We start from the raw sequence: 12,253 nt of genomic DNA, 5'->3' as shown, positions 1-12,253 counted from the left end.
ATCGGAAAGTTTATGAGTGTAAAAGACTTAACGACGTATGAAGTATTAAAAGACGAAGATTTAAAGGGTATTAAAGCGAAAGGAAAGCTTTTAAAGCATAAGAAAAGTGGTGCGAGAGTTCTGCTTGTTGAGAATGATGACAATAACAAAGTGTTCAGCATTGCATTTCGGACACCGCCGTCAGACAGTACAGGAGTTCCGCATATTATGGAGCATTCCGTACTCTGCGGGTCAAAGAATTTCCCGGCAAAGGATCCATTTGTAGAGCTGGTGAAGGGATCTTTGAATACATTTTTAAATGCAATGACGTATCCGGATAAGACTGTTTATCCGGTGGCAAGCTGTAATGACAAGGATTTTCAGAATCTGATGCATGTATATATGGATGCGGTTTTGTATCCGAATATTTACAATCATGATAAGACATTCCGTCAGGAGGGCTGGAGCTACAAGCTGGATGAAAAAGATGGCGAGCTTTCCTACAATGGAGTTGTATACAATGAGATGAAGGGAGCATTTTCCTCACCGGAGGGAGTTCTGGATCGGGTTGTTCTGAATACCTTGTTCCCGGATAACTGCTATGCAAACGAGTCCGGTGGAGATCCAGAGGTGATTCCACAGCTTACTTACGAGCAGTTTCTTGATTTCCATAGAACATATTACCATCCGTCCAACAGTTATATTTATCTGTACGGAGATATGGATATGGAGGAAAAACTTCGCTGGCTTGACAAGGAATACCTGTGCCACTATGACAAAAAGGACGTAAACTCAGAGATTCATTTGCAGAAGCCATTTGATGAGGTACAGGAGAAGACTTTTGAATATTCTATAGCAAGCGATGAATCTACAGAAGAGAATACATTTCTTTCTTATAATAAGGTCATTGGAACAACATTGGACCGAGAACTCTATCAGGCATTTGAAATCCTGGATTACGCACTGTTATCAGCACCGGGAGCACCGCTTAAGAAGGCCCTTACCGATGCCGGAATCGGAAAAGACATTATGGGTTCTTATGACAACGGTGTGTATCAGCCTATTTTCTCTGTCGTTGCGAAAAATGCAGAGGAAAGTCAGAAAGATGAGTTTGTGAAGGTGATTGAAGACGTTCTTAGAGATCAGGTGAAGAATGGCATCAACCAGAAAGCGCTGCTGGCAGGAATCAACTACAACGAATTCCGATACAGAGAAGCTGATTTTGGAAATTATCCAAAAGGACTTATGTATGGACTCCAAGTCATGGATAGCTGGCTTTATGATGAAAACCAGCCGTTTATCCATATTGAGGCGTTAGAGACATTTGAATTTTTAAAGAACAAAGTTGGAACCGGATATTATGAAGAACTGATCCAGAAGTATCTGCTTGACAATACACACGGAGCAATCGTAGTGGTCCGCCCGGAGCAGGGACGTACAGCACGTCTGGATGCACAGCTCCAGGACAAGCTTCAGACATATAAAGAGTCATTGAGCGAAGCAGAGGTTGAAAAACTGGTGGCAGACACGAAGGCGCTGGAAGAGTACCAGTCTGAGCCGGAAGCGATAGAAAACCTGGAAAAAATCCCGGTACTGCGCAGAGAAGACATTTCCAGAGAGATAGCCCCATTCTTTAATGAAGAAATGAAGCTGGCAGATGTGCCGGTTGTTTACCATGAGATTGAGACAAATGGAATCGGATATGTGAACGTTATGTTCGATCTGTCCGGTGTCAGTGCAGAAGAACTGGCGGATGTTGGAATCCTGCAGTCAGTACTTGGAATTATTGATACAGAGAACTATGAATACAGTGAGTTATTCAATGAGATAAATGTAAATACCGGAGGAATCGGTACATCACTGGAGCTGTATAATAATGTGACACGTGTGAAAGAAAAAGAATTCAAAGCGACATTTGAGATCAAAGGAAAAGCATTATATTCACAACTTGAGAAAACATTTGCCATGATGGCAGAGATTCTTACGGCATCAAAACTAGATGATACGAAGCGAATCCGGGAGATTCTTGCTATGCTGAAATCAAGGCTGCTTATGAAGTTCCAGTCTTCTGGACATACGACCGCAGCACTTCGTGCACTGTCTTATGCATCACCGTCTGCTAAATTCAAAGATATGACAAGCGGAATTGACTTCTACAAACGAGTTGCCTATATAGAGGAACATTTTGACGAGGAAAAAGAGGCGTTATCGCAGAGATTGTACGCACTGACAAAGAAAATCTTCCGTCCGGACAATATGATGATCAGCTATACAGCGGCAAGAGAAGGTCTTGAGGGCATGGAGCCGAGAATCGCAGAACTAGCCGGAAAGCTCAATCATGAGAACGTAACAGAGACACCGTGCATCATTCATTGCGAGAAAAAGAATGAAGGATTTAAGACTGCATCAAAAGTTCAGTATGTAGCACGCACTGGTAACTTCATAGATCGTGGCGTAGAATATACAGGAGCACTGCAGATTCTCAAAGTGATCTTAAGCTATGATTATCTGTGGCAGAATATCCGTGTCAAAGGCGGAGCTTACGGTTGCATGAGCAGTTTCAACCGCATCGGAGAAGGTTACTTTGTGTCTTACCGTGACCCGAATTTAAAACGTACCATTGATGTATATGAGGGCGTGGTAGATTACCTGGAGAACTTTACTGTCAGTGACCGTGATATGACAAAATACATCATTGGAACAATCAGCAACATTGATCAGCCAATGACACCGGCGACCAAGGGCGAACGTTCTATGAATCTCTACATGAACAAAGTAAGTGCCGAGATGATTAAGAAAGAACGCGCACAGATCCTGGATGCGGCACAGGAAGATATCCGGGCACTTGCCAAGGTGGCAAAAGCAGTACTGGCAGCAGACCAGTTGTGCGTCATTGGTGGAGAAGAGAAAATAGAAGAAGATAAAGAATTATTTGGCGAGGTGACAAGCTTTTAATTAGGGACGTAGCATTTCGCTAAAATATTACGTCCCCATCAGTGATTAGGGGTGTCCCTAATTGAGAGGAGAATATATGAAGAATGATTTTAAGTCTGGTTTTGTGACATTGATTGGACGTCCGAATGTGGGAAAATCTACATTAATGAATTACCTGATCGGGCAGAAGATTGCCATTACATCTAACAAACCGCAGACAACACGTAACCGTATCCAGACGGTTCTGACAACGGATGAAGGTCAGATTGTATTTGTTGATACACCAGGAATCCACAAGGCGAAAAACAAGCTCGGTGAGTACATGGTAAATGTGGCTGAGAAGACATTGAATGAAGTGGATGTCGTGCTTTGGCTTGTGGAGCCAACTACATTTATCGGAGCGGGCGAACAGCATATTGCAAAGCAGCTTCAGAGAGTCAAGACACCGGTCATTCTCGTCATCAATAAGGTGGATTCTGTAAAGAGAGAAGAGATTCTGCCGGCAATTGCTGCATACAAAGATATTTATGACTTTGCAGATATTGTTCCGGTATCTGCAAGAAGTGGTGACAATACGGATGAACTTCTACGCGTCATTATGAAATATCTTCCATATGGACCACAGTTTTATGATGAGGACACAGTGACAGATCAGCCGGAACGTCAGATTGTAGCAGAATTGATCCGTGAGAAAGCATTGCACAGTTTGCAAGATGAAATCCCGCATGGAATCGCGGTTGCGATTGACCGTATGAAAATGCAGAACAAAGTTATGCATATTGATGCAACGATCATCTGTGAGCGTGATTCACACAAGGGGATCATCATCGGAAAACAGGGGAGTATGCTGAAAAAAATTGGAAGTACTGCCCGTTATGAGATTGAGAGAATGTTGGATTGTAAGGTCAATCTGAAGCTTTGGGTGAAGGTAAAGAAGGACTGGAGAGACAGCGAATTTCTGATGAAAAATTTTGGATATCGGGAAGAAGAATAAAATGAGTGGTATTTGGGGGAATCTAATCATAAGGAAAAACATTTACATGAAAACAAGCTTATGATGAGGTGACCTTATGGAAGAAAAGTACTGGAAGCAATTTATGAAGACAGGAAGGATTGTGGACTATCTCTATTACCGTGGCATGAAGATCTGCTACAGAGTCATGGAGCGTTCACAGAAGAAGACCTATGAATCAGATTACCGTGACGGGCATGGTGCTTTCGGCAACTCCGGTGGGCGATTATGACAGACGTGTTGTACTGCTCACAAAAGAACGTGGGAAAATTGCAGCATTTGCAAGAGGAGCCAGAAGAACCAATAGTTCCCTCCTTGGGGTGACAAGCCCATTTTCATTTGGAGAATTTGTAGTCTATGAGGGGCGGACATCATATACATTGATGTCGGCCTCTATTTCCAATTATTTTTCTGAACTTCGGACAGACGTGGAAGGTGCTTACTATGGTTTTTATTTTCTGGATTTTGCAGGGTACTATGCAAGGGAAGCCAACGATGAGACAGAACTCTTAAAACTTTTGTATCAGACATTGCGCGCCCTTACAAATGTACATATACCAAATCGGCTGATTCGGTGCATTTATGAGTTAAAGGCGGTTTGTATCAATGGAGAAGGTCCACAGGTGTTTGAATGTGTCAGTTGTGGAAGCTGGGAAGAAAATATGAAGTTCAGCGTCAGAAAAGGCGGTCTGGTCTGTAGAAAATGTGAGATTCATGCGCCGGACGCGGTGATGGTAGGGACATCTACTTTATATACGCTTCAGTATATTATCAGCTCAAAAGTAGAGAAGTTATATACATTTGCAGTGAAAGAAGAAGTGCTTTTGGAACTGGAGAATCTGATTCGCAATTACCTGAATGTATACGTGGGAAGAAACTTTAAATCATTGGAAATATTAGAGACAATAGTTTGATTTATAGAAATTTATAGAAATACAAAGTAAATATATGGGAAATAGACTTGAAAATAGATAATATTAACTGTATAATTATTAACAATATCAGAGGAGAAGGAGAAGGGAATATGGTAGAAAAAACAATGGACAAAATTGTAGCTTTAGCAAAATCCAGAGGATTCGTGTATCCGGGGTCTGAGATTTACGGAGGACTTGCAAATACATGGGATTATGGAAATCTCGGAGTTGAGCTTAAGAACAATGTAAAAAAAGCATGGTGGCAGAAGTTCATTCAGGAATCACCATATAATGTCGGCGTAGATTGTGCGATCCTTATGAATCCACAAACATGGATTGCAAGTGGTCATCTTGGCGGATTCAGCGACCCTCTTATGGATTGTAAAGAATGCCATGAGCGTTTCAGAGCTGATAAACTTATTGAAGATTACGCTCACGAGCATGGTATTGAGATTGGAGACAGCATCGACGGCTGGAGCCATGAGCAGATGGAGAATTTTATTAAAGAGAATAATGTTCCATGTCCGACTTGCGGTAAACATGATTTCACAGAGATCCGTGAGTTCAACCTAATGTTCAAGACATTCCAGGGAGTTACAGAAGATGCAAAGAATACAGTATATTTAAGACCAGAGACAGCACAGGGAATCTTTGTAAACTTTAAGAACGTACAGCGTACATCAAGAAAGAAGATTCCATTTGGAATCGGACAGATTGGTAAATCATTCAGAAATGAGATTACACCAGGTAACTTTACATTCCGTACAAGAGAGTTCGAACAGATGGAGTTAGAGTTCTTCTGTGAGCCTGATACAGATCTTGAGTGGTTCGCTTACTGGAAGAAGTTCTGTCTTGACTGGTTACACACACTGGGACTGAAAGACGAAGAAGTACGTTATCGTGACCATGATAAAGAGGAGCTTTCATTCTACAGTAAAGCAACTACGGATATCGAGTTCCTGTTCCCATTTGGCTGGGGAGAACTGTGGGGAATCGCAGATCGTACAGATTATGATCTGACACAGCATATGAATGTATCAAAACAGGATCTTACTTATTTTGATGACGAGAAGAAAGAAAAATATACACCATATGTTATCGAGCCGTCACTTGGAGCAGACCGTGTAGTTCTTGCATTCCTGTGTGCAGCTTATGATGAAGAGAACATTGGAACAGAAGATAAGCCGGATACAAGAACTGTTCTTCACTTCCATCCGGCACTTGCACCAGTGAAGATTGGTATACTTCCACTTTCCAAGAAACTCAACGAAGGTGCAGAGAAAGTATATGCACAGCTTGCTAAGAAATACAACTGCGAGTTCGATGACCGTGGAAATATCGGAAAACGTTATCGCCGTCAGGACGAGATCGGAACACCATTCTGTGTAACATACGACTTCGATTCCGAAGAAGACGGAGCAGTTACAGTACGTGACCGTGACACAATGGAGCAGGAGAGAATTAAAATAGAAGATCTTGACGCTTACTTTGAAAAGAAATTTACATGGTAAAATAATAATTAGGGACGTAGTATTTTAAAAGTTTACTACGTCCCTAATTGATTATTTTCGTGTACGCATATCTCCGATTGCCGTAAAGAGGACATCGGTAGATGAGTTCAGTGCGGTTTCGCAGGAATCCTGGATAACTCCAACGATGAATCCGACACCAACGACTTGCATAGCAACATCGTTCGGAATACCGAAGAGGCTGCAGGCAAGTGGAATCAGAAGGAGTGATCCACCGGCTACACCGGAAGCTCCGGCAGCGCTGGCTGCAGAGAGGACGCACAGAATCAGTGCAGTCGGGAAGTCTACGTGGATATCCAGTGTATGTGCTGCGGCAAGTGCCATAGTGGAGATTGTAATAGCAGCTCCGGCCATATTGATAGTTGCGCCAAGTGGAATGGAGATGGAGTAAGTATCCTCGTCCAAACCAAGATCCCGGCAGAGTTTCATGTTGACCGGAATGTTGGCAGCAGAGCTTCGGGTGAAGAATGCTGTCAGTCCGCTGTCTTTCAGGCAGCGAAGCACAAGTGGGTATGGGTTCTTACGAAGGCAGATAAATGTAATCAGTGGATTCATAATAAGTGCCACGAAGAGCATGGTTCCGACCAGTACGCAGATCAGACGTCCGTATCCGAGAAGAACGTCGAGTCCCTGCTCGGAGATTGTAGTGAAGATCAGTCCCATGATACCAAATGGTGCACAGTTAATGATCCATTTTACTGCAGTCGCGATAGCATCTGAAATATTCTCCAAAGCATTCTTTGTGTCATCACTTGCGCTCTTAAGAGCAATGCCAAGTATGATGGCCCATGCAAGGATTCCGATATAATTGGCGTTTACCAGTGAGTCGACTGGATTCGCAACGACATTCATCAGCAGATTTTTCAGCACTTCTGTGACACCGGTCGGTGGTGTGATATCCTGAGTATTCGTGCTCTGTGAAAATGTCAGAGTTACCGGGAACAAGTAGCTGGCAATAACTGCAGATAATGCAGAGAACAGATTGCCGAGCAGGTACAGTATCACGATAAAAGACATGTTCGTTTTCTGTCCTTTTGCCATGCGGCAAAGGGAACTCATAATCAGGAAGAATACAAGAAGCGGTGCGATTCCGCGAAGTGCTCCGACGAACAGATCTCCGAGAATGGAGATTGCGGTCGCCTGTGGGAAAATAAGTCCCAAAGCAATTCCGATGATCAGACCGCAGATAATGCGTTTGATCAGACTGATGTTGTTCCATTTTTGAATCAAATTTTTCATGTTCATTTCCCCTTTTGATAGTATAACAATTAAAATGCAATTAAAATTATAATGAACTTTAGGAAAAATGTAAATAATGTATTTATAATATGATATACTTATTATCAAATTGTGGCAGAAATTTAGCTGCGAAATATAAGAAAAAGGAGCCTTGAGCATGGAACGTAGAAATGCATGGAAAGTATATGACCAGACAGAACTGGAAAAATTAGACAAGATCAATGAGACATATAAGAATTGTCTGGACGATGGAAAGACAGAACGTGAGTGTATTACACTTGCGGTGAAAAAGGCAGAAGCTGCCGGATATAAGAATTTAAAAGAGCTTCAGAAGGAACATGTAAAATTAAAAGCCGGGGATAAAGTGTATGCAGTGTGCATGGATAAGAGTATTGTCCTGTTCATCATCGGTCAGGAGCCGTTGGAAAATGGAATGAATATCTTAGGTGCACACATTGACTCTCCGCGTATTGATGTGAAGCAGAACCCTTTATATGAAAATGAAGAGCTGGCTTATCTGGATACTCATTATTATGGAGGAATCAAGAAATATCAATGGGTAACACTTCCGCTTGCTCTTCACGGTGTGATCGCAAAAAAAGACGAAACAATTGTTCCAGTCAGTATTGGAGATGAGGAGGAAGATCCGGTATTTGTGATTACAGATCTTCTTGTACATCTTGCATCAAAGCAGCTTGAGAAAAAGGGAAGTGTAGTCGTAGAAGGCGAGAAGCTGGATCTTTTAATTGGAAGCCGGCCGCTTGAGCAGGATCCTTCTCTTGATCAGGAAGAAAAAGAAGCAGTTAAGGCAAATGTGATGGAACTTCTGAAGAAATATTATGATATGGAGGAAGAAGATTTCCTCTCTGCAGAACTTGAGATTGTTCCGGCAGGAAAAGCAAGAGACTGTGGTCTTGACAGAAGCATGGTGCTGGCATACGGTCAGGATGACCGTGTTTGTGCATTTACATCTTTATTTGCAATTCTGGATACGCCTCAGGTCACACGTACCGGATGCTGCATCCTTGTAGATAAGGAAGAGATCGGAAGCGTAGGAGCAACCGGTATGCATTCCAGATTCTTTGAAAATGTAGTGGCTGAACTGGTTGCTATGACTGACGGGGAGTCCGAGCTGCAAGTCAGAAGAGCTTTGCAGAATTCCAGAATGTTATCTTCCGATGTAAGTGCAGCATATGATCCGATGTACGCAGATGTGTTCGAAAAGAGAAGTTCTGCATTTTTCGGAAAAGGACTTGTATTTAATAAATTCACCGGAAGCCGTGGTAAGAGTGGTTCTAATGATGCCAATGCAGAGTACCTTGCAAAGATTCGTGGTGTCATGGATGATTCAGACGTATCTTATCAGTTCGCCGAACTTGGAAAAGTTGACGCAGGCGGCGGTGGAACAATTGCTTACATCATGGCAAATTACGGCATGGAAGTCATAGACAGCGGTGTGGCAGTGTTATCCATGCATGCACCTTGGGAAGTGACAAGCAAAGCCGATGTATACGAGGCATATAAAGGCTATGTTGCATTTTTGAAAAATATGTAGTATTTACGTGTATACGTTGCACGACGTGCATTTCTCAGTAAAGATGCCAAGAACATTTTTAAGGAACGAAATATGTCGAAAAGCATGCGAATTATTGTAGAGCAGAGGGAGAATAATCCCTCTGTTTTATTGACAAAAATATAACAAAGTGCTACAATATAGTTGCGACTTACAAAAAATATAATGTTGGGGTTTTTGCCTCATGACCATTTTTTCTACAAAAACAATGGTGTTTTTGGCTTTGACCCTTAACATGAAATGTATTAGGAGGTCATAGCTATGGCAAAATGGGTTTATATGTTTACAGAAGGTAACGCTACCATGAGAAATCTCCTTGGTGGCAAAGGCGCAAATCTTGCGGAGATGACGAATTTGGGACTGCCGGTACCACAAGGCTTTACCGTGACAACGGAAGCCTGCACACAGTACTATGAAGACGGCAGACAGATCAATGACGAGATTATGAAACAGATTCTTGAAGCCATTGATCAGATGGAAGTTATCACAGGCAAGAAGTTTGGTGATAAGACAAATCCGCTGCTCGTTTCTGTTCGTTCTGGAGCACGAGCATCGATGCCAGGTATGATGGACACAATCCTGAATCTCGGACTCAATGAAGAAGTTGTCGAGACTTTGGCTTGTGCGTCCGGTAATCCACGCTGGGCATGGGACTGCTATCGCAGATTCATTCAGATGTTTTCCGATGTAGTTATGGAAGTAGGTAAGAAATATTTTGAAGAGCTGATTGATCAGATGAAGGCAAAACGTGGTGTGAAGCTTGATGTAGAGCTTACCGCGGATGATCTGAAAGAACTGGCAGGGCAGTTTAAGGCAGAATATAAAGAAAAGATTGGTACCGATTTCCCGACAGATCCAAAAGAGCAGTTGACAGAAGCTATAAAGGCAGTATTTCGCTCCTGGGATAATCCTCGTGCAAATGTGTATCGTCGCGACAATGATATTCCTTATTCCTGGGGAACCGCAGTTAATGTTCAGATGATGGCATTTGGAAATATGGGCGATGACTGTGGTACAGGTGTTGCGTTTACTCGTGACCCAGCTACAGGAGAGAACGGTCTGTTCGGAGAATTCCTTACAAATGCACAGGGAGAAGACGTAGTTGCCGGCGTTCGTACACCAATGCACATTTCAGAAATGGAAGAGAAATTCCCAGAAGCATTCGTACAGTTCAAACAGGTTTGTGAAACTCTTGAAAAACACTATAGAGATATGCAGGACATGGAGTTTACTGTAGAGCATGGTAAACTGTACATGTTACAGACACGTAATGGTAAGAGAACAGCAAAAGCTGCTCTGAAGATCGCTTGTGATCTTGTTGATGAAGGAATGAGAACAGAGGAAGAGGCTGTTGCAATGATCGACCCTCGTAACCTTGACTCTCTGCTTCACCCACAGTTCGATGCTGCAGCACTGAAAGCTGCTACACCACTTGCTAAAGCACTTGGAGCATCTCCAGGAGCTGCTTGCGGTAAGATCGTATTCACAGCTGATGACGCTGTTGAATGGGCTGCAAGAGGAGAAAAAGTTGTTCTTGTACGTCTTGAGACATCACCGGAAGATATCACAGGTATGAAGTCTGCACAGGGTATCCTGACAGTTCGTGGTGGTATGACATCTCACGCAGCCGTAGTTGCTCGTGGTATGGGTACATGCTGTGTATCTGGTTGCGGTGACATCGCAATGGACGAAGCTAATAAGAAATTTACACTTGCCGGAAAAGAATATCATGAAGGAGACTGCATCTCACTTGATGGTTCTACAGGTAATATCTATGATGGTATCATCCCGACAGTTGATGCAACAATCGCTGGTGAATTCGGAAGAATTATGGGATGGGCTGACAAATACAGAACTATGAAAGTTCGTACAAATGCTGATACACCATCTGACGCTGTTAAAGCTCGTGAGCTCGGTGCAGAAGGTATCGGACTTTGCCGTACAGAGCATATGTTCTTCGAAGGAAACAGAATTGATGCATTCCGTGAAATGATCTGCTCTGAGACAGAAGAAGAAAGAGAAGCAGCACTTGCTAAGATCCTTCCGGAACAGCAGGGAGATTTCGAAAAACTGTATGAAGCACTGGAAGGTAACCCGGTTACAATCCGTTTCCTGGATCCACCGCTTCATGAGTTCGTTCCTACAGAAGAGGAAGACATTAAGAAACTTGCTGACGCTCAGGGCAAAACTGTTGAGCAGATCAAGACAATCATCGACAGCCTTCATGAGTTCAACCCAATGATGGGACACCGTGGATGCCGTCTTGCAGTAACATATCCAGAGATTGCTAAGATGCAGACAAGCGCTGTTATCCGTGCAGCAATCAATGTAAAGAAAGCTCACCCAGACTGGAACGTAAAACCAGAGATCATGATTCCACTTGTTGGAGACATCAAAGAACTTAAATATGTTAAGAAATTTGTAGTAGAGACAGCAGACGCTGAGATCGCAGCAGCAGGCAGCGACCTTGAGTACGAAGTTGGAACAATGATCGAGATTCCAAGAGCAGCTCTTACTGCTGATCAGATCGCTTCAGAAGCTGACTTCTTCTGCTTCGGTACAAACGACTTAACACAGATGACATACGGATTCTCTCGTGACGATGCTGGTAAGTTCTTAGAAGCTTACTATGATGCTAAGATCTTCGAGAATGATCCATTTGCTAAGCTTGACCAGACAGGTGTTGGTAAATTAATGGAAATGGCTATCGAATTAGGTAAGCCGGTTAACCCAAGCCTTCACGTTGGTATCTGTGGAGAGCACGGTGGAGATCCATCTTCAGTTGAATTCTGCAACAAGATCGGTCTTGACTATGTATCTTGCTCACCATTCCGTGTACCAATCGCTCGCCTTGCAGCAGCACAGGCAGCAATTAACCAGAAATAGTACACTGTAGGTGACTAACATAGAACGTTAATTAGCTTATATAGAAAACCCCTTACATCAATTATGGTGTGAGGGGTTTTTACGTGAAAAATGTACAAAAGTTCTTTGGTGTGGTAGTATGATGATAAAGATAAATCGTTAAGGAAAGAATCGAAGGTGGTGCAAACGAAAAAGCAGTATTGAGACT

General features: G+C 42.8%; 8 protein-coding genes. 7 read left to right on the top strand and 1 reads right to left on the bottom strand.

Annotated elements, in window-relative coordinates; all coding sequences use genetic code 11:
- Positions 1 to 12 precede the first annotated feature (12 nt).
- The 5 genes from LI149_RS07150 to LI149_RS07130 all read left to right on the top strand — a co-directional run bounded on the left by LI149_RS07150 (position 13) and on the right by LI149_RS07130 (position 6,350).
- Positions 13 to 2,934 carry an insulinase family protein gene (locus tag LI149_RS07150; RefSeq protein ID WP_227143142.1) on the top strand — a complete coding sequence of 974 codons (2,922 nt, stop codon included), beginning with the start codon at positions 13 to 15 and terminating at the stop codon, positions 2,932 to 2,934.
- A gap of 76 nt (positions 2,935 to 3,010) precedes the next feature.
- Positions 3,011 to 3,907 carry a GTPase Era gene (era, locus tag LI149_RS07145; RefSeq protein WP_005334279.1) on the top strand — a complete coding sequence of 299 codons (897 nt, stop codon included), beginning with the start codon at positions 3,011 to 3,013 and terminating at the stop codon, positions 3,905 to 3,907.
- Positions 3,908 to 3,983: 76 nt separating this feature from the next.
- On the top strand, positions 3,984 to 4,157 hold the full coding sequence (locus LI149_RS07140; protein WP_005334277.1) for a hypothetical protein: 174 nt from the start codon (positions 3,984 to 3,986) through the stop codon (positions 4,155 to 4,157).
- Positions 4,099 to 4,839, top strand: a complete 741-nt coding sequence (gene recO / locus LI149_RS07135; RefSeq protein ID WP_117657538.1) for a DNA repair protein RecO — start codon at positions 4,099 to 4,101, stop codon at positions 4,837 to 4,839. The genes LI149_RS07140 and recO overlap by 59 nt, the downstream gene beginning before the upstream one ends.
- 110 nt (positions 4,840 to 4,949) lie before the next feature.
- Positions 4,950 to 6,350, top strand: coding sequence for a glycine--tRNA ligase (locus LI149_RS07130; protein WP_005337253.1), 1,401 nt, complete (start codon positions 4,950 to 4,952; stop codon positions 6,348 to 6,350).
- A gap of 51 nt (positions 6,351 to 6,401) precedes the next feature.
- On the opposite strand, the gene sstT is transcribed toward LI149_RS07130, so the two are convergent.
- Positions 6,402 to 7,607, bottom strand: coding sequence for a serine/threonine transporter SstT (gene sstT / locus LI149_RS07125; protein WP_227143141.1), 1,206 nt, complete (start codon positions 7,605 to 7,607; stop codon positions 6,402 to 6,404).
- Between the two features lie 157 nt (positions 7,608 to 7,764).
- Between sstT and LI149_RS07120 the strand changes: the two genes are divergently transcribed.
- A complete protein-coding gene (locus tag LI149_RS07120) occupies positions 7,765 to 9,162 on the top strand; it encodes an aminopeptidase (RefSeq protein ID WP_173785893.1) in 1,398 nt (465 codons plus the stop codon).
- A 279-nt stretch (positions 9,163 to 9,441) separates the two neighbouring features.
- Entirely contained in the window at positions 9,442 to 12,066 is a 2,625-nt protein-coding gene (ppdK, locus tag LI149_RS07115; RefSeq protein WP_227143140.1) for a pyruvate, phosphate dikinase, read from the top strand.
- The last annotated feature ends 187 nt before the right edge of the window (positions 12,067 to 12,253 follow it).

The organism is Dorea sp. 210702-DFI.3.17 (genome assembly GCF_020560825.1).
Classification (GTDB): domain Bacteria; phylum Bacillota; class Clostridia; order Lachnospirales; family Lachnospiraceae; genus Dorea; species Dorea formicigenerans.
The sequence above is the reverse complement of the archived record's forward strand: the minus strand, read 5'-3'. Positions and strand labels throughout refer to the sequence as shown.

Coding starts and splice junctions, on each gene's coding strand:
- LI149_RS07150 (WP_227143142.1), top strand. CDS start 13: ATGAGTGTAAAAGACTTAACGACGTATGAAGTATTAAAAGACGAAGAT.
- era (WP_005334279.1), top strand. CDS start 3,011: ATGAAGAATGATTTTAAGTCTGGTTTTGTGACATTGATTGGACGTCCG.
- LI149_RS07140 (WP_005334277.1), top strand. CDS start 3,984: ATGGAAGAAAAGTACTGGAAGCAATTTATGAAGACAGGAAGGATTGTG.
- recO (WP_117657538.1), top strand. CDS start 4,099: ATGAATCAGATTACCGTGACGGGCATGGTGCTTTCGGCAACTCCGGTG.
- LI149_RS07130 (WP_005337253.1), top strand. CDS start 4,950: ATGGTAGAAAAAACAATGGACAAAATTGTAGCTTTAGCAAAATCCAGA.
- sstT (WP_227143141.1), bottom strand. CDS start 7,607: ATGAAAAATTTGATTCAAAAATGGAACAACATCAGTCTGATCAAACGC.
- LI149_RS07120 (WP_173785893.1), top strand. CDS start 7,765: ATGGAACGTAGAAATGCATGGAAAGTATATGACCAGACAGAACTGGAA.
- ppdK (WP_227143140.1), top strand. CDS start 9,442: ATGGCAAAATGGGTTTATATGTTTACAGAAGGTAACGCTACCATGAGA.